Source organism: Novispirillum itersonii subsp. itersonii ATCC 12639, assembly GCF_000381985.1.
Classification (GTDB): Bacteria; Pseudomonadota; Alphaproteobacteria; order Rhodospirillales; family Rhodospirillaceae; genus Novispirillum; species Novispirillum itersonii.
Window position 1 is genome coordinate 199,934 of sequence record NZ_KB907343.1, and the last position, 21,958, is coordinate 221,891.

A 21,958-nucleotide genomic window follows, 5' to 3' on the forward strand; every position below is an offset into this window, starting at 1 on the left:
TGACGGGCGGGGCCTCCCTCAGTGAGATGAGGTCCCGTCGTCCCGCACCGCGCCGGGCACGGACAGAAGCACATCGATACGGGCTACCAGTGCCGGAGAAATCCGGGTTCGGTTGAAAGCGAAATGGATCGGCCCGTTGTCAATCAACACCCCCGGATGCTGCTCCAGCGTCAGAGGGGGAACCGCGGAACGGGCCAGACTGTCAGCCGTCATCACATCCATCAGATAGCCATCGACCCGCCCGATGGCGACGAGGGCCGGGGTATCGGCGCCCTGCACCTCGGTCACATGAGCCCGGAACTGCGGACGGGACATCAGGCGGAGAAACTCATCCCCATAGTAAGCCCCGGCAGTGACCCCCAGCCGGAACCGCAGGAACTCTATCTCTGCCAGCGAGGACAGCGGATAGACCCGGCTGTCACCGGGGCGGACAAACAATCCGATCCTTTCCCGTCGGTATGGGGCGCTGAACCGGGCGATGCCCTCCCGGTCCGGCGTCGCGGAAATACCGGCCACCATATCGACAACGCCCCGCTCAAGGAGTGACATCACCCGGGGCCAGCCGATCACCACAAACTCATGTGCACAGCCTGCGGCGGCAATCACCCGGCGGGCAGCCTCAACATCAATCCCTTCCGCCAGTCCGTCAGAGCCGGTGTACTGATAGGGGGGCCAGTCAGGAAGATAGCCGATGCGCACACGCTCCGGACAATCCGCCGCAGCCTGTGCGACAGAGGGCAGTCCCCCTGTGAAGATGAAGGCAAGAACGGAGAGCAGCGACACCACAAGCGCAAAACTCGTATGATCAGAAACAGACGGATGCAGGCAGACCCGGCCTGAAGGCCGAACATTCCGGTTGCAGGGTCTCATCCCTCACCCCTTTCTGCCCACGGCCCGACAGCGCCGCCGCCCTGCAGCAGGCCTGCAGGCATAGATCCCGTCACTGCACGGCCTCCGCGGTCACAGACCGGGCAGAGATCCTCTGATTGACACGGTCAATCAAGCCCTGCGGCACCGTCAGCCTGCTGAACATGAACAGCACAGGTCCATTGTCGATGGTGACCGCCGGATGCCGCACCAGCCGCATGGAGCGGGACACCGATGCATTATACGCCGAGGCCGTGCCGGTATCGAGCAGATACCCATCAACCCTGCCGATCGACACCAGCCCCGGCTGTTCAACCCCACGGACCAGTACCACCTGCCTGCGAAAATCAGGGAGGGTCATCAGGTCGGCGACCTCCGGCCCATACAGGGCATCCGAATTCAGCGCCAGACGGAACCGCATCGGCCCGACATCCCGCAGGGACGTCAGCGGAAACGCCTCCCCCTCGCCCATCCGGACATAAAGCGCAAACTCTTCACGGCGGTAGGGGGCGCTGAACAGGGCATAGGTCGCCCGTTCGGCACTGAACGAGGCCCCCGGCAGGGCATCAATCACCCCCCGTTCCAGCAACAGCAGAGCCCGGGGCCAGCCCACGGCGACAAACTCCGGCTGACACCCGGCAGCCTGCACCACGTCCCGCGCGGTCTCGATATCAAAGCCGCTCACGGCCCCGTCCGCTGAGGCACCCTGATACGGGGCCCGGCCCGGCAGATAGCCGACCCGCAGCGGACGGAGGCAGCCGTCACCGTCATAAAGACCGGCCGGTTGACCCGCGGGAAAGGGATCAGCAGAGGCGGCAGACGGCGACAGGACTGTCGACAGCAGAGCAGCCACAAGCCAGAACAATACGCATACAGTCCGATTGATCGACATCTGGCGCTGATCGTCCCCCTTCAGCGTCTCTGCCCCCGATGCGCCCCCACACAGGACAGGTTAGAAGAGCAGGATACCACAGGTCCCGATCACCTATGCATATACACTTTGCCAAATATGCACTTTTTAACTGTTTTCCCCTCTACAAACCCTTTGTTCACAGGTGCGGGCATTCGACTGTTATCAGTCAAACCCCTTCAGCCGGTCCAATGCCCGGCGGTCTTTTTTGGTTGGCCGCCCTTCGCCGCCGGGCCGGAACTCACTGAGGAAGCCGGTCAGACGCTCGGCCTCAGCGGTTTCTGCATACAGGGTCTGGGCCTCCGGGGCCGGGCCACGCCGCACCCCCAACGCCAGAACCCGCAGAAACCGCCGGTATGGCCCCAGCACCACAACCAGCTCATCCCCGACCTTGACGGTCGTGGAAGCCTTGCTGACCGGCTGACCGTTCAGGCGGACATGACCGCTCTCGCACAGGTCCTGCGCCAACCCACGGGTTTTGACGAAGCGGGCAAACCACAGCCATTTATCCAGACGCAACCTGACGGCGGAATCCGTCATCTCACGGCTCCTTCTGCCGGGGATTTCTTGGGTTTACGGCGACGGCGGCGGGCCGTTACCAGTTTTTCCACGCCGTCAACTCCGTCGGCGGATGGCAACGCCGGCACACCGGACGGACGGGGTTTCCGCCGCCGCTTCTTCCGGGGCGGAAGGCCACCCTCCTCCGTCTGTTCCGATACCGGAGGCGGCGGGGGTGACGGGGGTAACGCCTTCTCCCGCAACTGCTCCTTCAGCAGGGCAAAGGGGCTGTCCGCCATCGGCCGGGCGCGCCCGGGCCGTGAGGGTTTTCGGGGCGGACGCCCCGCCTGCCCCCGTTCAGCCCGTCCCGGTAGAATCAGAACTGCTGAGGCATCAGCCCGGGCAATAAACCCCAGAGCGCTGAGAACATCGGCCACCGCCGCAGCCGGCGCACTGAGAATCGCCAGAGCAGCCCGATCCAGCGGTGCCTCCTGCGGGGCCACCCCGGTGTCCGGATCGACCCTGTGCTGTCGTAAGGCTGCCCGGGCAGCAGCCGCCAGACGTTCCTGCGCATCCAGACGCACCGCCCACCCCCCGGCCAGCGGAAAGCCGATTGCGGCATGGAACGCGGCATCATGCCCGGCCAGCGGGGCGAACAGCATCGCACCATCCCGGATCACCGCCGGGACCTGACCGGCCGCCACGCCCAGCAGGACCGCCCGCAGTCGCACAGCCGCAGGCTTCAGCAAGGTCGGCACAAAGACCCGCAGGGTGCCGAACCGCAGACCCAGACGGGTCAGGGCCCGGCGGTCTGCCTCGGTCAGGGTTGCCAGCAGCGGGCGCACAGCCCGTTCCGGGCAGGACCCCAGCCCCTCACGGACCTGATACAGCACACCCCGGGCCGCTGCCGTCAGCTCCGCCCCGGTCTCATCCAGCAAGGGCGACAACTCTTCCTTCAGGTGGGCAAGAAGCCACTGGCGCAGCCGCGACCGCACCTGATCGCGCTGGCCACCATCCAGAAAACCATCGCCTGTTACCTCAACATCGGGCCGCAACACCTCCGGCCCCGGCACCAGCCGCGCCACCTCAGCCCCCCGCCATAGCAGGCGCCCCTGCGGCGACAGGGCAATCATCTCATCATCCGCCTGTGCCAGATCCTGCACCCGGCGGCTGATCTCCCCCCGCAGGGCTTTGCTGGCGGCATTCATCACCGCCCGGTCAGCCATCCGGCTTTCCCCCTTTTCGGGGATGAACGTCAGACCTTCCAGGGTGCCGACGGCGTGGCCTTCCACGCTGACCTGATCGCTGCGCGATACCGAGGCCAGCAACGGCCCGCCCTGCTGCAGACGCTTGGCCAGCACACTGGTCCGCACATCCACAAAGCGCTGGGTCAGACGGTCATGCAGGGCATCGGAGAGGGAATCCTCAATCCGGCGGGCGGTATCCTGCCAATGCCGGGCATCCTCCAGCCAGTCTGCCCGCTGACCGACATAGGCCCACACCCGGATCGCGGCGATCCGGTCAATCAGGGTGTGCATATCACCGTCAGTCCGGTCCAGCGCCGCCAGATGCCCGGCAACCCAATCGGTCGGCAGGCGGCGGGGGCCGGTGGCCAGATGACGGAAAATCTGTCCCAGCAGGCGTGCATGGTTCTGTGCCGTCAGTTTGCGGAAGTCAGGGATCTGACAGACATCCCACAGCAGCTTCACCCGGTCGATTCCCCGGGTCAGATCGCGGATATCTGCATCCTGCGCCAGCGTTTCCAGCGCAATCTGGTCATCTGCCGGACGGGTGCGGATCAGCCCCGGCGTGTCGGAAAGACGGGCCAGCGACCCCAGCAGGGCCTCGACACTGGTGAAGCGCAGATCAGCATTCCGCCAGAACAGACCGCGCAGGGGCGGAAACGTATGCTCTTCCACCTGCTCAATCAGATCGGGATCAATCTCACCGGCATCACCGGTGGTCCCGAAGGTGCCGTCGTTCATATGCCGTCCGGCCCGCCCGGCAATCTGTGCCACTTCGCTGGAGGTCAGGTCACGCGGCACCCGACCGTCAAATTTGCGCAGAGCGGCAAAGGCCACATGGTCAATATCCATGTTCAGCCCCATGCCGATGGCATCCGTCGCAACCAGATACTCAACATCGCCCGACTGATACAGCGCGACCTGAGCATTGCGGGTGCGCGGGCTAAGGGCCCCCAGCACGACAGCAGCCCCACCGGACTGACGGCGGATCAACTCGGCAATCGAATAAACATCAGCGGAGGAGAACGCCACCACCGCCGACCGTCGCGGCAGACGGGTCAGCTTGCGCGGCCCGCTATAACTGAGGCTAGAAAACCGGGGCCGGGTCACAAACTCAACCCCCGGCACCAGCTGCCGGATCAGCGGGCGGATCGTCTCTGAGCCCAGAAACATCGTCTCGGCCCGCCCCCGCGCCCGCAACAGGCGGTCCGTAAAGATATGGCCCCGGTCAGGGTCGGCGGCGAGCTGGATCTCGTCAATCGCCAGAAACTCAACGGCCCGGTGCAGGGGCATCGCCTCCACCGTACAGACAAAATACCGGGGATTGGGAGGCAGGATCTTTTCCTCCCCCGTGATCAGGGCAACCGCCCCTGCCCCCTTGAGCTTGACGATCCGGTCATAGTTTTCCCGCGCCAGCAGCCGCAGCGGAAAACCGATCATGCCGCTGGCATGACCCAGCATGCGTTCAATCGCCAGATGGGTTTTGCCGGTGTTGGTCGGACCAAGAACGGCGGTGATCCGGGCATCGGACCCAAGGGAAGAAACAGAGCTCATCATACCCTATCAGGTCGGGTATCCGGCAGACTTTGGCAAGGGGAAACTCTGTGACGGCGGTCAGATCTGCCGCAGGGCCTCGGCCAGCCGGGCCAGCGGGGCACAGACACTGCGGCTGGCCCGTTTCAGATGACCGCCCGCCTCCTGCCTGAAACCGGCCTGCTGCAGCAGAATGCCCAGCCGCAGATCATCCAGATCCGGACGGTGCGTGTGGCACTGGCGGACAGCCGCCGCCGTGCTGAAAGCCCCGGAGCGGGGCAGCGGGGCAGGCAGGGTCTGTTCCGGCACCTGCTCCAGATACAGGGCGGCCCGGCTGTACTGACCATGCAGATACAGCGCGGTCGCCCGCAGCATCAGGGCGGTGGCGGCCTGATCAGGGGCCATATCACAGGCCCGCTGTGCCAGATCCGACGCCCGCAGGGCCTCTTCCGCCCAGCTGCGGCGCACGATTTCTTCTGCCGGAAGACTGCGGTAGCGGTGCACCGCCTCGCTGGCCTGCGTCAGGGCCGCATCGCAACGGGTCTGGGTCAGTTCCGCCAGCCGGGCAGACCCGCCACGGCTGGTCAGGGCCGCCACGGTCTGCCCGCCTGATACCCCGGATGAAGCCGGTGGAACCACCAGTGAGGCCGTGGCGGACGGGGCCGGGGTGGCCGCCACCGGCGTCACAGCCGGACCAGTGGCCGAAACCGGAGTCGTCAGCGGGCGGGTCACCGGCCCGTCAGTGCGCAGGGCCGGGCCCGATGCAGACGGGCCGTCAGCCGCCAGACCGGCCAGCGCATCGGGTGACTGCGGAGCCCCCGAACAGGCCCCCAGCATCAGCGCCAGCACCCCGGTCAGGCCTGCCGTGCGCACTGCCCGGGCGGTTCCCGCCGCGCATCGCAGCCATACCGTCATCTGAGATCCCCTCTTATAACCCTGATCCGGCATCCTGATCCGGGAATGCCGCAGCCAGCAGCGCCCGGGTATACGGGTGACGCGGGGCCGCGAACACCGCCTCGGTTTCGCCGTCCTCCATCACCTCGCCCCCGCGCATCACTAGCAAACGGTGGGCCAGTACCCGCACCACACGCAAATCGTGGCTGATGAACAGGTACGTCAGACGGTAACGCCGCTGCAAGTCCCGCAGAAGGGAAATAATCTGCGCCTGTACGGTCAGGTCCAGCGCACTGGTCGGCTCATCCAGCACAATCAGGCGCGGACGCAGGATCAACGCCCGGGCAATCGAGATCCGCTGGCGCTGGCCGCCGGAAAACTCATGCGGATACCGGTCCTGACTGTCGGTTGGCAGCCCCACCTCTTCCAGCACGGCCGCCACCTGCGCCCGGATCTCGGCTTCGGGCAGGGGGTCATGCAGGCGCAGGCCTTCAGCAATGATCTCGCCGACGCTCATCCGCGGGCTGAGGGACCCAAACGGATCCTGAAACACCACCTGCATATCCCGGCGCAGGGCCCGCAGGGCCGGACGGGGCAAGGTCATCAGATCAGACCCGGCGAATACCGCGCGCCCGCCCAGATCCCCCTGCACCAGCCGCAGCAGGGCCAGAGCCAGTGTGGTTTTTCCTGACCCGGATTCGCCGACCACCCCCAGAGTCTCGCCCTGCCGCAGCCGGAACGAGACGCCGTTGACGGCACGGATATGGTCGGTCACCCGGCGGAACAGCCCCCCCCGCACGGGAAACCACACCTTCAGGGTTTCCACCGCCAGAACATCTTCCGCATCCTCCGCCACCGGCACCGGCTGGCCGGACGGGTGCGAAGCCAGAAGATGGCGGGTATAGGCATGCTGCGGATCGGCAAACAGGGCAGCGGTGTCGCCGCTTTCAACAATCTGCCCCCCCTTCATCACACAGACCCGCCCGGCAAACTGGCGGACCAGTGTCAGATCGTGGGTAATGAACAGCACCGCCATCCCGATCCGCCGCTGCAGATCCCGCAACAGATCAAGGATCTGCGCCTGAATTGTCACATCCAGCGCCGTCGTCGGCTCGTCTGCGATCAGCAGATCGGGGGAATTGGCCAGCGCCATGGCAATCATGACCCGCTGGCGCTGCCCACCGGAGAGTTCATGCGGCAGGGCATTCAGCCGTTTTTCTGGGTTTGGCAGGCCGACCAGCGTCAACAGCTCCACCACCCGGGCCCGCAGGGCCGGACCACGCAGCGGCTGATGCAGACTGACCGCTTCCTCCACCTGCTGCCCGATGCTGTGCAGCGGGTTCAGGCTGGTCATCGGCTCCTGAAACACCATACCGACACGATTGCCACGCACCGTCTGCAGCACCGGCAACGCCGCCCCGACCATCTCCGTTCCCAGAACGGAAACGCTCCCTGACAGGGTAACACCAGACGGCGGGAGGAGTTGCAGCACCGACAGGGCGGTCACCGATTTCCCGGATCCGGACTCCCCGACCAGCGCCAGCGTCTCGCCGCGCCGAATCGTAAAACTGACATCCCGCACCGCCTGCACGCCGGACCGGAAAGTCACCGACAGGCCGGACACCGACAGCACGGTCTCCCCACCATCCCCACCGAAAGCGGACGGAAAAACAGAAGAAGTCATTCCGGGCTCCTCAGCGCAGGGTCTTGCGGGGATCGAAGGCATCGCGCACCGCTTCGCCGATAAACACCAGCAGGGTCAGCAGCGCTGCCAGCACCACAAAGCCGGTGATCCCCAGCCAGGGGGCCTGTAAGTTTTCCTTGCCCTGACTGAGCAATTCGCCAAGGGATGCAGACCCCGGCGGCATCCCCAGACCTAGAAAATCAAGGGCTGTCAACGACACCAGAGAGCCCGACAGGATGAAGGGGGCAAAAGTAAAGGTCGCCACCATGGCATTGGGCAGCACATGGCGCAGCAGGATCCGCCCTTCCGGCAGGCCCAGCGCCCGCGCTGCCCGCACATAATCCAGTGAACGGGCACGCAGCACCTCGGCCCGGACAAGGCCGACCAGAGCCGTCCAGGAAAACAGCAACAGCACGATCAGCAGGGTCCAGAAGCCCGGCACAATGATGCTGGAAACGATGATCAGGATGAACAGCTGTGGCAATCCGCCCCAGATCTCCAGAAACCGCTGCCCCAGCAGATCCAGCCATCCCCCGAAAAACCCCTGAACCGCCCCGGCCAGAATACCGATCACCGACGATGCCACGGTCAGCACCAGCCCGAACAGCACCGACAGCCGGAAGCCATAGAGCAGCCGGGCCAGCACATCCCGGCCCTGATCGTCGGTCCCCAGCGGGTTCTCCAGCGATGGCGGACTGGGTGCAGGCTGCTGCAGGGTAAAATTGACTGTCTGGGCAGAAAACCGCACCGGCGGCCATAAAATCCAGCCTTTTTCCTCGATCAGCCCCTGCACCTCCGGGTCACGGTAATCAGCCGGGGTCGGAAAAATCCCGCCAAAGGTGGTTTCCGGATACTCCTTCAGCACCGGGGCATACAGGCCCCCGTCATAGCCCACCAGAATCGGGCGGTCGTTGGCGATCACCTCAGCCAGCAGGCTGACCACGAACAGGGTGCTGAAAATCCACAGGCTCCACCAGCCCCGACGGTTAGCCCGGAACGCATCAAGACGGCGCTGCCACAGCGGAGAAAGACGTCCTGCCATTTTAACGGGCCTCGAAATCAATACGCGGATCAACCAGATGATAGGTCACATCGCTGACCAGATTGAGCAGAAGCCCGATCAGGCCAAAGATATACAGGGTGCCGAACATCACCGGATAATCGCGGTTGGTGACCGCCTCAAACCCCAGAAGCCCCAGCCCGTCGAGCGAGAAAATCACCTCAATCAGCACGCTGCCGGTAAACAGCATACCAACCAGCGCCGCCGGGAATCCGGCAATAATCAGCAGCATGGCATTGCGGAACACATGGCGGTACAGCACCCCACGCTCGCTGACACCCTTGGCGCGGGCGGTCACGACATACTGCTTGGTGATTTCTTCCAGAAATGAGTTTTTGGTCAGCAGGGTCAGACTGGCGAACCCACCGATCACCATCGCCGTCACCGGCAGCGCCAGATGCCACAGATAATCCAGCACCTGCCCGACGGCAGAAAGCTGGTCAAAATCATCCGACGTCAGACCGCGCAGGGGGAACAGGGTCAGATACCGCCCCCCGGCAAGCAGCACCACCAGCAGGATGGCGAACAGGAACCCCGGAATCGCATAGCCGATAATCACCACCCAACTGGAAATCACGTCAAAGCGGCTGCCATCACGCACGGCCTTCCAGATCCCCAGCGGGACAGAGACCAGATAAATAATCAGGGTGGAGGCGATGCCGAGCGACATCGACACCGGCAATTTTTCCAGCACCAGATCCGTGACTTTCTGCGAACGGTAAAAGCTTTCCCCCAGATCAAACCGCAGATAATCGCCCAGCATTTTCAGATAGCGCTCATGCAGAGGCTTATCGAACCCGAACTGAGCCTCAATCTGCCGGATAAACTCGGGATCCAGCCCCTGCCGCCCGCGATAGGCAGAGCCGCTTTTGTCAGTCGGGGACGGGGCAGACGCCACCTCGCCCTGCCCGGCAGCTCCGCTCAGACGGCTAAGGGCATCGGTGCCGCCGCCTTCCAGCTTGGCCAGCATCAGATCGACCGGCCCGCCGGGGGCAAGCTGGGCGATGAAGAAATTGACCGTCAGGATCCCCACAAGCGTCAGGGGGATCAGCAGCAGCCGCCGCAGGATATAGGCACCCATCGTGTCGCCGCCCTCACCATTCGCCGCTTACTGCGGTTTGGCCCACCACGTCATCAGGTCCACGCCCTTGTCAGGCACCACATCGGGCATGCCGAAACGGTCCCACCACGCCAGACGGGTCGCCGGAAAATGCCAGTGCGGCACCACCAGATAAGACCACTGCAGCACCCGGTCGAGGGCCCGGGTGGCGGTGATCAGCTCTTCCCGGGTCTGGGCCTTGACCACCGCATCAATCAGGGCATCCACCGCCGGGTTTTTAAGACCGGCGATATTGCGTGACCCCGGCTGATCCGCTGCCGCCGATCCCCAGAATTCGCGCTGCTCATTGCCCGGCGACATCGACTGCCCCCAGACCATCACCACCATGTCGAAATCATAGGACTTCACCCGGTTCTGATACTGCGCGGCATCAACAGTGCGGACGGTGGCGGTGATGCCCAGCCGCTTCAGGTTCTGCACATAGGGCAGCACCACCCGCTCGAAGGTGGGGGAACCCAGCAGGATTTCAAACGACATCGCCTTGCCGGTCTTGGCATTGGTCAGAACGCCGTTTTTGACATCCCAGCCGGCCTGCTGCAGCAGATCAAGCGCATACCGCAGATTGGCCCGCTGCGACCCGGTTCCTTCCGTGGTCGGCGGCATATAGATCTTGGTGAACACTTCCTCGGGGATTTTACCCCGCCACGGGGCCAGCAGCTTCAGTTCCTCCGGCGACGGCAGGCCGGTCGCCGCCAGCTCCGAATTGTCGAAGTAGCTGCGGGTCCGGGTGTACTGGCCGTAGAACAGGTTCTGGTTGGCCCATTCAAAATCAAAAGCGTACCCAAGAGCCTCACGCACACGGGGATCTTCAAACACCGGGCGGCGCTGGTTGAACACAAAGCCCTGCATGCCGGACGGCATATGGTTTTCAAACAGCTTCAGCCTGACCTTGCCCTCAGCGCGGGCCGGAAACTCGTAGGCCGTAGCCCACTGCTTGGCGACACCCTCAGTCCGCAGGTCATAGGCCCCGGCCTTGAACGCCTCCAGCGCCACGGTTTCATCGCGGAACACGTCATAGCGGATTTCGTCGAAGTTATACTGCCCCTTGACGACGGCCAGATCCTTCGCCCACCAGTCCTTCACGCGTTCGTAGACCACATAGCGCCCGGCCTCGAAAGCCTTGACGCGGTACGGGCCACTGCCGACCGGCGCATCCAGCGTACTGGCGCTGAAATCGCGGGTCTTCCAATACGCTTTGGACAACACCGGCATCTGGCCGAGAATCAGCGGCAGTTCACGGTTATCGGCCCCGTCAAAGGTGAAGCGCACCTTCAGCGGGCCCTCGGCCTCAACCTTGGTGACATTGGCGTAATACAGCCGGTAGAACGGATCCCCTTTTTCCCGCAGGGTATTGAAGGAAAAGACCACATCCTCCGCCGTTACCGGCGTGCCGTCATGAAAGCGGGCCTGCTTCCGCAGAGTAAAGGCCACCCACGCCCGGTTTTCCGGCGCCTCAATGGTCTCAGCCAGCAGGCCGTATTCGCTGAAAGCCTCATCGGCGGCAGAGACCAGAAGAGTATCAAACAGCATGCCGACACCGGGGGCCGGAGTCCCCTTGACGACGAAGGCATTAAAGCTGTCAAACCCCCCGAGAGAATACATCTTCAGGGTGCCGCCCTTGGGGGCCGCAGGATTCACATAATCAAAGTGGTGAAAACCCGCCGGATATTTCAGGGCCCCGTGCATGGCAATCCCATGCGAGACCGTTACGGCAGACCCCGGCACCGCCACATCGACAGGCGGCGCGGCTGAAACGTTGCCTCCTGCCGGGGCCTGAGCCCATCCCGGTGCAACCAGAGTCGCGAGAACCGGAAAAGCCAACAGACATCCGCGGACCACGGCGGCAAAGCGACAGGTCATCAGCCTTAACACTCCTGACAGAAAAAAGATTGTTCCTCTGAAACCGCGTCCAGCAGGATTCCGACGGTTACAGCACTCTATAGCAGCATTGTGGGGAGGACCCCCCACAGAATCAAGGGAACAGGCAGCCTGACCCGGCAGGAAGGGCAGATTTCCGGAAGAATACCGGGGGTTTTCTGCCCGCTGCCGTTATTGCCAGACCCAGCGACCGTTTTCCTGCCGTCCGGCGGACGTCCCGGCTGAGGACGCCGGGGCGGGAGCAAGCTCCATCTTCCGGGGCGGGGCCGGTCTTGGCGGCGGAGCTTCCACGACCGGCTGTCTGGGCGGAGCCGCAGCGGACGCAGCCGGTCTGACAGGAGCCGGTTTTTCTGAAACAGGTTTTTCTGGAACAGGCTTCTCTGAAACAGGCTTCTCTGGCGGGCGGGCTTCGGCTCCCTTCTGGGGCGCCACCGGCTTTTCTGAAACCACTTTCTCGGCGCCCCGTTTCTCGCCAGCAGGCTTTTCCGGAGCCGCTTTGTCAGAAACCGTTTTCTCTGAAACCGTTTTTTCTGGGGGATGCTTTTCCGGCACCGCAGATTCAACCGGTTTTTCCCGGTGCGGTTTTACCGTCCGCCCACGGATGATTTCCGCCTCGGCAAGAACCGGAGCCGCCGAACCCTCTGCTGTATCCAGAACTGCGGAATCCCCTTGTTCCGGGCTTTCCGTCGGCGGGATCACTGCGTCTTCCGGTGCAGCCTCAGCCGCCGCAGCGACAACAGCCACCGGTTCAGCCGGTTCCTTCTGATCCACAGCAGGCGCTGACGCAGCCGGGGATGGCGCCGGGGTACTAGCCGCCGGAACGGCGGCAACCGGCGCCTCTGATCCCGGCAGCGGAACGGCCCCAAACGGGTCACGGCTGATCAGCGCCGCCGTTACCCCGGCCCCGATCAGAACCCCGACCAGACCAGCCACCCATGACAGGCGCGGGCCGGTCAACAGCCCCGGCAGGCGGGACGGCATTTTGACGCCCTCCACCGCACGGTCTGCATGGGCCTTTAACACCCGCTCAGCCCCGTCAGCATAGGCGACCAGCAAAGCCGCCTCGCACGCCACGTTCAGGGCCCGGGGATTTCCACAGGCTGCGGAAACCAGCCGCTGGACCGCCGCTTCGTCAAATAAAGTCTGCGGGCGGGCGGCATTCTGTGCCTTCCGGACACGGTAGCCGATGTAATCGGTGGCTTCCTGCCGGGTGAACGGCACCAGTTCCGCCATATAGCGGCGATTGCCAGAACGCAGATGCGGGAAAGCATGGGTTCCCAGCAGGCTGTTCAGATGACTGGTACCGATCAGGATCACCTGCATCAGCGGGACCCCGCCCGGTAACACCGGAGCCAGTAGCCGGTTCAGGCTTTGCAGGGCCTCGGTCCCCAGCAGGTGAGCATTATCCACCACCAGGACCGGGCTGACATTGCTCTCACGCGCCGTTTCCAGAAACGGCAGAATCTCAGACAACGGGTCTGCCCCACTTCCCGGCATTCCCAAGGCACGGCGGAGAACAACAACAAAGGGGTCAGCCCCCAGCACTGCCGCATCAAGATGCACCGGCTCCATTTCCGCAGTCATCACCGACGGAATCATTTGTGCCAGCAGCGTCTTGCCAATCCCATCCTCTCCGCAGACCCGCAGCAGAGCAGCACCGGAGGTCAGGGCCGCCCGGATTCCTTCCAGAACCTGATAACTGGCTGAGGTGAGAAAATATGCACGTGCAGAGGCAACAGCGGGAAAGGGCTCCTCCCGCAGTCCAAAATGGGCCAGATAGGGCTTCTCCGCCCCGCCTGCCCCCTGTATGCGCACCCCATCTGCTGACATCAGGGGCGTTTCAAACACTCCGGTCATCCCCAGACTTTCAATCCTGCCAGAGTCCCGCCACGTCCCCGGTCAACCCGGCGCCGACGGGACCTGACCTTTTACAGGAAATGACGGACATCACACATTCCGCCCTTCTATGGCGGACTGTAGGGGAATTTTTGCAGGCCAGCAACCAGTGGCACCGTTCCCCGTTTTCAGGTAGAGGGAAAGAGACGGTGCCCCACGCCGTCATCGTCAGAGTCTCACCCGCAGCAAGGACGCCTTTCCGTGACCCCTGCCAGCCCTTCCCCGACGCAGCCTCCGTTATCGTCCTGCCTGTTCCGGTCTTTTTCCGGTCGGCCTCTGGCCTATGCCCTGTTCGCCGTGGTCTGTGCCGCCCTGATGGTCTGGGGCAAATATGCCTGGCTGCATAACGACGCGGCCGCTGAAGCCTGCGCGCTGGGGGCTAAAAGCCTGGACTGCACACTGCGGGCCGTGCTGGGGGAATGGATGTACCGCAAGGTCTTTGCGTGGGCCGCGATTGTGGTGGCGACCCTTGCCGTCCTGCGGCCCCACGGCCTGACCGTGGTGCCAGCCGTCATGCTGTCGACTTTCGCTCTGGCTTTTTATAACGCCGACCCCGGGGCCTTTGCCGCGGCCCTGACCGTGGTGGCCATTGCCCGCAGCCGCTGACCCACAGCCAGCACAGCAAGTGCCGGATAAGACAAAAGCGGTGGCCCGGTCAGAGCCACCGCTTTTGTCTTGGTAAGCTGTCTCGGGATCAGCGGTCTGCTGCCGCTGCCTGCCGCATCCAGCGAAGGGCGGACGCCACATCGCCCGTCTCACTGTCCTCTATCTCTGCCATCAGCAGGCAGGCGCGCCGATTGGGCGTCGCCCCGTCCACCAGCGGTTTCAGCCGGGAACGCGCCTGCCCCCACAGTTTTGCCGCCAGCGCACAGCGGGCCACCAGCAGGCGGCTTTCCGGGTGTTCCGGGTTCGCCTCGGCCAGTTTTTCAGCATGAGCCACCTGCTTCAGCGCCTCTTCTCCGGCAAACAGGTCCATATAGGCCTGCGCCAGATCGGCGTGGGGGGCGGTCCGCCACAATGACACCGCGGCTTCCACTGCTTTTTTTGCCGCCCCGTCTGCCTGCAGAGCCCGGATCAGCAGCAGGCCAGCCGGACGGTGCCGGGGATCATGCTCGTTAAGGGCTTTGCGCAGGGCCTTGACGGCCACCGACGGCTGCCCGGCATCCAACGCAGCCTGCGCCTGTCCGGTCAGCAGAGCGGCAGTGCGGTGATGGGCGTCCTCCTCGCTCAGGCCACCGGCCCGGCGCGCCGCCTGTACGGCACGGACCGCCGCATCCCACTGACCGCTACGGCTCAAACCGTCCACCACCCGCTGGCGGGCCCAGTCCAGCCCCGGCTCCTGATCCAGCGCCCGGCGGGCCCACTGCACCGCCGCCTCGGCATTGCCTTCGGCATCAGCCAGCAGGCTCAGGCCGCGCAGAGCCGCCAGTTCCATGCCGGTCTCGCCCATCAGATATTCAAACTGTTCCCGGGCCACCGCCGCATTTCCGGCCAGACGGGCCGCCTCTGCCGTCAACAGACGGGCCGCCGGGTCCTGCTTCAGACGGGTGGCCGCCGTATCAGCCAGTTTCAGCGCTGTCCGGGCATCCCCGGCCTGCAGGGCCGCGAACCCCCGGCCCAGCGCCGCATGCCCGCTGCTGGCCCGGCGGCGGTCCAGACGGGCTGTCAACGCCCGCCCGATGCCAAACACCCCACGGAGGAAACGCAGCCCCCCCAGCACCACAACCACAGAGAGCAGAAAAAACAGCAACAGCACCGGCACGCCGGTATCCAGCCGCCAGCCCAGCCATTGCAGGGTCACGCTGCCGGGGTTATCCGCCAGCCAGACTGAGACGGTGATAATGGCCGCCAGCGCGGCAACAAACAGGATGAACCGCCGCATCGCCTCAGCCCCCGTTCCCGGAAGCGGCCGCCCCCGGCATACCCGGGGCGGTTTCCGCCGCCAGACGGGCCAGACCTTCATTCACCAGATCGCTGATCACCGTATCAGCGGCCAGACGGGCCTTCGCCTGCTGCATCCAGCCATCGGCCTCCTGCGCCGGGCGTCCGGTCAGGCGGGACATCTCATCCACCGCCACCGACAGCGACCCTTCGGCCATCGCCGTCTGTGCCCGGCTGACGATGGAAGCCACGGAATCCCCTTCCGTCGGGCCATCCAGACGCCGGACCGACACCAGACCGGCCACCTGCTCCAGCGCCTGACTCCACCATGCGGTGGTGTCTTCCGGCAGGGCAGCGGCACGCACAATATCGGCGGCCTCTTCTGACAGCCGCTGTTCCAGCGTTGCCTGCGTCGTCAGGCCATCTTCGGCAAAGACTGCGAAGTCGGCGGCCAGTGCCTTGACATTCAGATCCGCCGGCGCGACGGCCTGAACGGTTTTCAGCGCCACCGCATAGGGACGGCCGGAATCCAGCGCCTCACGCAACTGCACCACCGACAGCAGCAGGGCCAAAGCCCGGTCCTGACGGCTGACCGCCTTGCGGGCCAGCGCCTCCACATCCGCGACCCGATCCCCCAGCGTCAGCAGGGCCGACGCCGGAGCGCGGCTGGCGGACAGCTCCTCAATCCGGGCCGACAGGGCCTGCATATCGGCGCCCAGAGTGGCCGGGGCCTTTTCCGACAGCTCCGCCACCAGCGCTTCCAGCGCAGCCAGACGCTCAGCCCAGACCGGTGACGGGGCCGCCGCAGAAGCGGCAGCCACCGACCGTAAGGCCGCCTGTGTCTGATCCTGCTGCTGCTGCAGGCGGGTGACCATCCCGGTCAGGTCCTGAACCTGACGCTGCAGATCTGCAACCTGCGGATCGACCGGACGCGGCGGCATCAGGTACAGGGCAACAGTCCCCAGCGGGCCGGGAAGAGCGGGCGCCCACCGCGGCACCGAAGCCCAGACCCCGAGCAGGACAAAGGCACCGGCAGCCCCCCCGATCAGCAGGGTCCGCCCGGACCGGGGCCGACGCACCGCATCCTCCGGCACGGCAGGCGCCAAAAGATCAGAGGGGGGCGGCGTGGTGGCAGCGGGATCCTTGCTCCCGGCGGCGGTGGTGCTGTCGCTCATACTCTCCCCTCTGTCACGCGTGTCACATTCCCCAACAGGGCCAGCAAGGCATCCTGCCGGGGCTGGTCGGCACTGAGAACGGCCGAAAACGGCAGTCCATCCAAGGATTTTGCCACAGTATGGCTAAGACAGGCCGCCGTGACGACCCTCAAATGGTCTTTCAGCCCGCTGGCGTCAACCAAAGCGGTAAAGGTCACCGCCGTACGGGGGGAATACAGCAGCACCACATCGAGCAGCCTCCCGGTCAGGGCCTGCACAAAGGCCGGGCTGAACGCCGCAGCGGTTTCTGCACGGTACAGCACCGCCCGCTGCACCGGATACTCCGGGGCCAGCAGCGCGGCCAGATCACCGGCGCGGTCTGTCCCCGCCACATGCAGCAACGGCAGCCCGTCAGCGGGATGGGTCCGCCGGACCAACGCCGCCAGCACACCGACATCGCCATCGGCGGACAGCACACCATGAAAGCCGAAATCCCGCAGGGCGCGGGCGGTCTGATCTCCCACCGCATAGGCAGGCAGAGCCCGCAGGGCGGCAGCCTGTAGCGCTGGCAGGCGCTGGGCCGCCCGGTTCAGCATCCGCACCCCGTTGGCACTGGTCAGCAGCAGCCCCCCCAACGCCTGCGGCGGCGGCAGGGGGACATCCAGCGGCTGCACGGTCAGCAGCGGCTCGATCAGCACCGTATGCCCCATGCCCCGCAGCAGGGCCGCCGTGCGGGCGGCATCCTCCTCCGGGCGGGTGACGGCGATCCGCAGCGGTGCGACCCCTCCGCCGGTCATGGCGGCAGCCCCTTAAGCCGCCGGAGTGGTCAGGAACGCGTCTCCGGCCCGCGACAGCAGCCGTTCCGCCACCTGCACCCCCAGAGCGGCCCCGTCAGAACGGGCAGCGTCACCGGAGTCGGACAGCACTTCCGACCCGTCAGGCCGGGCCATCAGCCCCCGGAACGACAGACGGGAACCGTCGGCGGACAGCTCTGCCAGACCGGCGATCGGGGTGCGGCAGGACCCGTCAAGACGGGCAAGGAAGGCCCGCTCGCAGGTGACACGGTCAAAAGTATCAGCATGGTTCAGCGGGGCCAGCAGAGTCTGCGACTCCGTGTCGTCAGCGCGGCAGGTGATGCCGATTGCCCCCTGCGCCACGGCTGGCAGCATATCTTCGACCGACAGGGTACCGGTGATACGGTCCGCCATCCCCAACCGGTTCAGACCGGCACGGGCCAGAAGAGTGGCATCAACAACGCCTTCTTCAAGCTTGCGCAGACGGGTCTGGACGTTGCCGCGCAGCACCTCGACCCGCAGATGCGGATACCGGGCGCGGATCTGGGCCTGACGGCGCAGCGACGCCGACCCGACCACCGCACCCGACGGCAGGTCAGCCAGAGACGCCGCCTTCAGGCAGATGAAAGCATCACGCGGGTCTTCCCGCTCCAGCATGCAGGGCAGGATGATGCCGTCGGGCAGCCAGGTCGGCACGTCCTTCATCGAATGAACGGCGATGTGGATCTCGCCCGCCAGCATGGCGTCGTCGATCTCGCGGGTGAACAGCCCCTTGCCGCCGATTTCCGACAGCGGGCGGTCCTGCACGGTATCGCCGGTTGTTTTGATGATGACGATCTCAATCGCCCCCTCCACCGCCAGATGCGGGTGGGCGGCGATCAGCCGGTCACGGGTCTCGTGGGCCTGCGCGAGCGCCAACGGGCTGCCGCGGGTGCCGATACGCACTTTCGCTGTGGTGTTCATGGTTCCGGTGTTGTAAGGGCTGTAGACTGAAAAACCGGACACACCATACGGAAAGGACCGCCCCGGGTCATGCTGATTCTCGGCATTGAAACCAGTTGCGACGAAACTGCCGCCGCCGTGGTGCGCGCTGACGCGCCAAAAGGCGAGCGCGTGGTGTCGGAAGCGATCCTCAGCCAGCTTGATGAACACCGCCCCTACGGCGGTGTGGTGCCGGAAATTGCCGCCCGGTCGCATCTTGATCACATCGACACACTGGTGGCGCAGGCGATGGAACAGGCCGGAGCCGGTTTCGCCGATCTTGACGCCATCGCCGTCACCGCCGGGCCCGGCCTGATCGGCGGGGTGATCGTCGGGGTCATGACCGCCAAGGCCATTGCCGCCGTTCACCGTAAGCCCCTGGTGGCGGTCAATCATCTGGAAGGTCATGCCCTGACCCCGCGGCTGTCGGATGATGTGCCGTTCCCTTACCTGCTGCTGCTGGTCTCCGGCGGGCACTGCCAGATTTTGGCGGTTGAGGATGTCGGGCGTTACCGTCGCCTTGGCACCACCATCGACGATGCGGCGGGGGAAGCCTTTGACAAGGTGGCAAAGATGCTCGGCCTCGGATATCCCGGCGGCCCGGCCCTGCAGAAAGCAGCGGAACGGGGCGATCCGCGCCGCTTTGACCTGCCACGCCCGATGAAGGGGCGGCCCGGCTGCGACTTCAGTTTCTCCGGCCTGAAAACCAGCGTTCGGCAGACCGTCGAAAAACTGCCACCCGGCCCGCTGACCCCGCAGGATAAAGCCGATCTGGCTGCCAGCTTTCAGGCGGCACTGGTCGATTCGGTGCGTGACCGGGTGAAAAAAGCCATCCAGCAGTTCAAAGAGCTGTATCCCCACGGCACCGCGCTGGTGACTGCCGGAGGGGTCGCCGCCAATGCCCCGCTGCGGGCTGGCCTGAAAGCGCTGGCCGAACAGGCGAAACTGGACTTTGTCGCCCCGCCGCTGAAGTGGTGTACCGACAATGCCGCCATGATCGCCTGGGCCGGAGCCGAGCACCTGCGGCGGGGTGCAGCCGCATCGCTGGACTTTAAACCCCGGCCACGCTGGCCGCTGGACCCGGACGCCCCGAAATCCACCGGGGCCGGAGCGGTGAAGGCCTGAGTCAAAAACCCCCGGAGGCATCCCTCCGGAGGTTTTTCACGGACAGGCTCCCTGGATCAGCGCGGCTCAAGGCGCAGGGCGCCGTCGAGACGGATGCATTCACCGTTCAGCATCGGATTGGCAGCAATCTGCACCACCATCCGCCCATATTCCGACGCCTTGCCAAGGCGACCCGGGAACAGGGTCTTGGCAATCAGGCTGTCATAAACGTCCGGTGGCAGGCCGGTCATCATCGGGGTCTCGAACAGGCCGGGGGCGATGCACATCACGCGGATGCCTTTCGGTGCAAATTCCCGTGCCGCCGGCAGGCTGAGGGATGCAACCCCCCCCTTGGACGCGGAATATGCAGCCTGACCGATCTGACCGTCAAAGGCGGCGATCGAGGCGGTATTGACCACCAGCCCGCGCTCATTGTCCTCGTTCAGCACATCCTGCGTCATCATCTCGGCGGCACACTGGCTCATTACGTTGAAGGTGCCGACCAGATTGATCTGAATGGTCCGGGCAAAGCCTGCCAGATCCATCGGGCCATTTTTGCCGACAATCCGGCCCCCATGCACAACCCCGGCGCAGTTGACGTTGATCCGCACCGCGCCGTTGGCGTCACGGGCCACGGCGAGCGCCGCCTGTACCGACTCGGCGCTGGTGACATCGCAGATTGCCGGAACCGCGCCGATTTCAGCCGCAGTGGCCCTCAGCTTTTCTTCCTGCACATCAAGAATGGTCACCTTGGCCCCGGCGGCGATCAACGCTTCAGCGGTAGCCCGGCCCAGACCGGATGCCCCGCCGGTCACAACAGCGGCAAGCCCTTTAACGTCCATGTTTGTCTCGCTCCCATATCGGCTACCCCGGAGAAGGGCCGCAGCAACGGGCCTCTGGCGGGGGATTTTCTGGCGGTGCCTGCAAGGCCCCGCCTGCAGACTGTATGCAGAATGACCAGCAATGTACACGGTGACGCCACGGAAAGCCCGGTGGCTTTTTGCGGTTTCCCTTGCCTCTGCGGCCTGCGTCATTTTCGGAACAGAAACGCACGCCCGCCGCAAGAAAGGTGCAAAAACAGGCCGAGAAATAAAATTGCGTCGCGAAATTTTATTTCTCATAGTCAGGGCATTCAACGCACACCGCGCCCGATCGGAAATCCCCCGGCAGAGGTGGACAGCGGGCAGACGGTCAACCCTGAGGACGATCCAAAAATGGACATCACCACGCTCCGAGACTTTGACGATCATGAACTGGTGCTGCTGGCCCGCGATGCCGACGCCGGGCTGACCGCCGTCATCGCGGTGCATTCCACCGTTGCCGGTCCGGCCTGCGGCGGCACCCGCATGTGGGCCTATCCCACCCATGAAGACGCCGTGATTGACGCCCTGCGCCTGTCGCGCGGCATGACCTATAAAAACATCATGGCCGGTCTGCCGCTGGGTGGCGGCAAGTCGGTGATCATCGGCAATGCCCGTACCGACAAGTCAGATGCCCTGCTGCGCGCCTTTGGCCGCAAGGTTGAGGCCCTCGGCGGGCGCTATATCGCCGCCGAAGATGTCGGCACCTCTCCGGCGGACATGGCCATCGTCGGTCAGGAAACCCGTCACGTCGCCGGGCTGACCGGCGGTGCCGGGGACCCGTCGCCGTTCACCGCCTTCGGTGTCTACCACGGCATTAAAGCCACCGCACAGGAACTGACCGGTAATAACAGCCTGAAGGGGCTGAAAATCGCCGTGCAGGGGCTGGGGCATGTCGGGCAGTACCTGTGCCAGCACCTTGCCGCTGAAGGGGCGCAGCTGATTGTCGCCGATCTGGATGCGGACAAAGTCGCCGAGCAAATCCGCCTGCACGGTGCCACCGCCGTCGATGCCGGGATGATCCACGCCGCCGACTGCGATATCTATGCCCCTTGCGCACTGGGCGCGACCATCAATGCCCGCAGCATCGGCGACATCCGCGCCAAAGCGATCGCAGGGGCTGCCAACAACCAGCTGAGCGTACCGGAAATGGCCGCGGAGCTGGCACAGCGTGGCATCCTGTATGCGCCGGACTACGTGATTAATGCCGGGGGTATCATCTCGGTGTCGGCGGAAGTGACCGGGACCTTCGATCAGGATGCCATCATGGCCCGCTCGGCTGCCATTGGCGAAACCGTCAGCAGCATTTTTGCCCGGGCAAAAGCCACCGGCGCCACCACGGCCGATGTCGCCGATACACTGGCCCGCGAAAAACTGGCCGCCCTGAAGACCGCCGGTCAGGCTGCCAAGGCAGCGTAAGACCCTTCAGCTAAAACAGGAAGGGCAGGAGACGTCGCTCTCCTGCCCTTTGTGTTTTCCCAGATCCTTCAGCGCCGGTTATGCGCTCAGGCGCGGGTGATATCACCAAGGAAGCGCTCGACCTCCTGCCGCAGGGCCTCGGCACGGCTGGACATGGTTTCCGCCGCGTTCAGCACATCGG

The 21,958-nt window shown here is 64.8% G+C and carries 18 protein-coding genes; 3 read left to right on the forward strand and 15 right to left on the reverse strand.

Translation table 11 applies throughout. The features are described from left to right. Positions 1 to 18 precede the first annotated feature (18 nt). The 10 genes from G365_RS23000 to G365_RS0112300 all read right to left on the reverse strand — a co-directional run bounded on the left by G365_RS23000 (position 19) and on the right by G365_RS0112300 (position 13,545). Positions 19 to 783, reverse strand: coding sequence for a substrate-binding periplasmic protein (locus G365_RS23000; protein WP_169545133.1), 765 nt, complete (start codon positions 781 to 783; stop codon positions 19 to 21). Between the two features lie 157 nt (positions 784 to 940). After that, positions 941 to 1,759 carry a substrate-binding periplasmic protein gene (locus G365_RS0112260; protein WP_081628534.1) on the reverse strand — a complete coding sequence of 273 codons (819 nt, stop codon included), beginning with the start codon at positions 1,757 to 1,759 and terminating at the stop codon, positions 941 to 943. 183 nt (positions 1,760 to 1,942) lie between these two features. Then, the gene (locus G365_RS0112265; protein ID WP_019645826.1) at positions 1,943 to 2,317 is read right to left on the reverse strand and encodes an RNA-binding S4 domain-containing protein; all 375 of its coding nucleotides are present in this window, start codon (positions 2,315 to 2,317) and stop codon (positions 1,943 to 1,945) included. Continuing rightward, a complete protein-coding gene (locus G365_RS0112270) occupies positions 2,314 to 5,073 on the reverse strand; it encodes a helicase-related protein (RefSeq protein WP_019645827.1) in 2,760 nt (919 codons plus the stop codon). The genes G365_RS0112265 and G365_RS0112270 overlap by 4 nt, the downstream gene beginning before the upstream one ends. Before the next feature lie 60 nt (positions 5,074 to 5,133). After that, positions 5,134 to 5,967 carry a hypothetical protein gene (locus G365_RS0112275; RefSeq protein ID WP_019645828.1) on the reverse strand — a complete coding sequence of 278 codons (834 nt, stop codon included), beginning with the start codon at positions 5,965 to 5,967 and terminating at the stop codon, positions 5,134 to 5,136. Between the two features lie 13 nt (positions 5,968 to 5,980). After that, complete coding sequence (locus tag G365_RS0112280; RefSeq protein ID WP_019645829.1) at positions 5,981 to 7,630, reverse strand: ABC transporter ATP-binding protein; 1,650 nt, start codon at positions 7,628 to 7,630, stop codon at positions 5,981 to 5,983. Positions 7,631 to 7,640: 10 nt separating this feature from the next. Further along, entirely contained in the window at positions 7,641 to 8,672 is a 1,032-nt protein-coding gene (locus tag G365_RS0112285) for an ABC transporter permease (protein WP_019645830.1), read from the reverse strand. A gap of 1 nt (position 8,673) precedes the next feature. Continuing rightward, the gene (locus tag G365_RS0112290) at positions 8,674 to 9,771 is read right to left on the reverse strand and encodes a microcin C ABC transporter permease YejB (RefSeq protein ID WP_019645831.1); all 1,098 of its coding nucleotides are present in this window, start codon (positions 9,769 to 9,771) and stop codon (positions 8,674 to 8,676) included. 27 nt (positions 9,772 to 9,798) lie between these two features. Further along, a complete protein-coding gene (locus G365_RS0112295; protein ID WP_019645832.1) occupies positions 9,799 to 11,670 on the reverse strand; it encodes an extracellular solute-binding protein in 1,872 nt (623 codons plus the stop codon). Between the two features lie 189 nt (positions 11,671 to 11,859). Beyond that, the gene (locus G365_RS0112300) at positions 11,860 to 13,545 is read right to left on the reverse strand and encodes an ExeA family protein (RefSeq protein WP_019645833.1); all 1,686 of its coding nucleotides are present in this window, start codon (positions 13,543 to 13,545) and stop codon (positions 11,860 to 11,862) included. Between the two features lie 240 nt (positions 13,546 to 13,785). Here G365_RS0112300 and G365_RS21350 point away from each other — a divergent pair, with 240 nt between their 5' ends. Continuing rightward, complete coding sequence (locus G365_RS21350) at positions 13,786 to 14,190, forward strand: hypothetical protein (RefSeq protein WP_019645834.1); 405 nt, start codon at positions 13,786 to 13,788, stop codon at positions 14,188 to 14,190. A gap of 88 nt (positions 14,191 to 14,278) precedes the next feature. Here G365_RS21350 and G365_RS0112310 read toward each other — a convergent pair whose 3' ends face one another. The 4 genes from G365_RS0112310 to hemC are packed head-to-tail and all read right to left on the reverse strand — an operon-like array spanning position 14,279 to position 18,376. Beyond that, positions 14,279 to 15,466: a heme biosynthesis HemY N-terminal domain-containing protein gene (locus G365_RS0112310; protein ID WP_019645835.1), complete on the reverse strand. Its 1,188-nt coding sequence runs from the start codon at positions 15,464 to 15,466 to the stop codon at positions 14,279 to 14,281. A gap of 4 nt (positions 15,467 to 15,470) precedes the next feature. After that, positions 15,471 to 16,640, reverse strand: coding sequence for a COG4223 family protein (locus G365_RS24480; protein WP_019645836.1), 1,170 nt, complete (start codon positions 16,638 to 16,640; stop codon positions 15,471 to 15,473). After that, positions 16,637 to 17,416: a uroporphyrinogen-III synthase gene (locus G365_RS0112320; RefSeq protein WP_019645837.1), complete on the reverse strand. Its 780-nt coding sequence runs from the start codon at positions 17,414 to 17,416 to the stop codon at positions 16,637 to 16,639. Before G365_RS0112320 ends, G365_RS24480 begins: the two co-directional genes overlap by 4 nt. Positions 17,417 to 17,428: 12 nt before the next feature. After that, a complete protein-coding gene (hemC, locus tag G365_RS0112325) occupies positions 17,429 to 18,376 on the reverse strand; it encodes a hydroxymethylbilane synthase (RefSeq protein ID WP_019645838.1) in 948 nt (315 codons plus the stop codon). Between the two features lie 69 nt (positions 18,377 to 18,445). Between hemC and tsaD the strand changes: the two genes are divergently transcribed. Then, positions 18,446 to 19,519: a tRNA (adenosine(37)-N6)-threonylcarbamoyltransferase complex transferase subunit TsaD gene (gene tsaD / locus G365_RS0112330; RefSeq protein WP_019645839.1), complete on the forward strand. Its 1,074-nt coding sequence runs from the start codon at positions 18,446 to 18,448 to the stop codon at positions 19,517 to 19,519. A 56-nt stretch (positions 19,520 to 19,575) separates the two neighbouring features. Here the strand turns inward: tsaD and G365_RS0112335 are convergent, their stop codons facing one another. Continuing rightward, positions 19,576 to 20,340 (reverse strand): SDR family NAD(P)-dependent oxidoreductase, encoded by a 765-nt coding sequence (locus tag G365_RS0112335; protein ID WP_019645840.1) that lies wholly within the window; start codon positions 20,338 to 20,340, stop codon positions 19,576 to 19,578. 372 nt (positions 20,341 to 20,712) lie between these two features. Between G365_RS0112335 and G365_RS0112340 the strand changes: the two genes are divergently transcribed. Further along, positions 20,713 to 21,777, forward strand: coding sequence for a Glu/Leu/Phe/Val family dehydrogenase (locus tag G365_RS0112340; RefSeq protein ID WP_019645841.1), 1,065 nt, complete (start codon positions 20,713 to 20,715; stop codon positions 21,775 to 21,777). The last annotated feature ends 181 nt before the right edge of the window (positions 21,778 to 21,958 follow it).

Excerpts from the sequence above, each read along its gene's own strand:
- G365_RS0112260 (WP_081628534.1), bottom strand. The coding sequence starts at position 1,759 with ATGTCGATCAATCGGACTGTATGCGTATTGTTCTGGCTTGTGGCTGCT.
- G365_RS0112265 (WP_019645826.1), bottom strand. The coding sequence starts at position 2,317 with ATGACGGATTCCGCCGTCAGGTTGCGTCTGGATAAATGGCTGTGGTTT.
- G365_RS0112270 (WP_019645827.1), bottom strand. The coding sequence starts at position 5,073 with ATGAGCTCTGTTTCTTCCCTTGGGTCCGATGCCCGGATCACCGCCGTT.
- G365_RS0112275 (WP_019645828.1), bottom strand. The coding sequence starts at position 5,967 with ATGACGGTATGGCTGCGATGCGCGGCGGGAACCGCCCGGGCAGTGCGC.
- G365_RS0112280 (WP_019645829.1), bottom strand. The coding sequence starts at position 7,630 with ATGACTTCTTCTGTTTTTCCGTCCGCTTTCGGTGGGGATGGTGGGGAG.
- G365_RS0112285 (WP_019645830.1), bottom strand. The coding sequence starts at position 8,672 with ATGGCAGGACGTCTTTCTCCGCTGTGGCAGCGCCGTCTTGATGCGTTC.
- G365_RS0112290 (WP_019645831.1), bottom strand. The coding sequence starts at position 9,771 with ATGGGTGCCTATATCCTGCGGCGGCTGCTGCTGATCCCCCTGACGCTT.
- G365_RS0112295 (WP_019645832.1), bottom strand. The coding sequence starts at position 11,670 with ATGACCTGTCGCTTTGCCGCCGTGGTCCGCGGATGTCTGTTGGCTTTT.
- G365_RS0112300 (WP_019645833.1), bottom strand. The coding sequence starts at position 13,545 with ATGACCGGAGTGTTTGAAACGCCCCTGATGTCAGCAGATGGGGTGCGC.
- G365_RS0112310 (WP_019645835.1), bottom strand. The coding sequence starts at position 15,466 with ATGCGGCGGTTCATCCTGTTTGTTGCCGCGCTGGCGGCCATTATCACC.
- G365_RS24480 (WP_019645836.1), bottom strand. The coding sequence starts at position 16,640 with ATGAGCGACAGCACCACCGCCGCCGGGAGCAAGGATCCCGCTGCCACC.
- G365_RS0112320 (WP_019645837.1), bottom strand. The coding sequence starts at position 17,416 with ATGACCGGCGGAGGGGTCGCACCGCTGCGGATCGCCGTCACCCGCCCG.
- hemC (WP_019645838.1), bottom strand. The coding sequence starts at position 18,376 with ATGAACACCACAGCGAAAGTGCGTATCGGCACCCGCGGCAGCCCGTTG.
- tsaD (WP_019645839.1), top strand. The coding sequence starts at position 18,446 with ATGCTGATTCTCGGCATTGAAACCAGTTGCGACGAAACTGCCGCCGCC.
- G365_RS0112335 (WP_019645840.1), bottom strand. The coding sequence starts at position 20,340 with ATGGACGTTAAAGGGCTTGCCGCTGTTGTGACCGGCGGGGCATCCGGT.
- G365_RS0112340 (WP_019645841.1), top strand. The coding sequence starts at position 20,713 with ATGGACATCACCACGCTCCGAGACTTTGACGATCATGAACTGGTGCTG.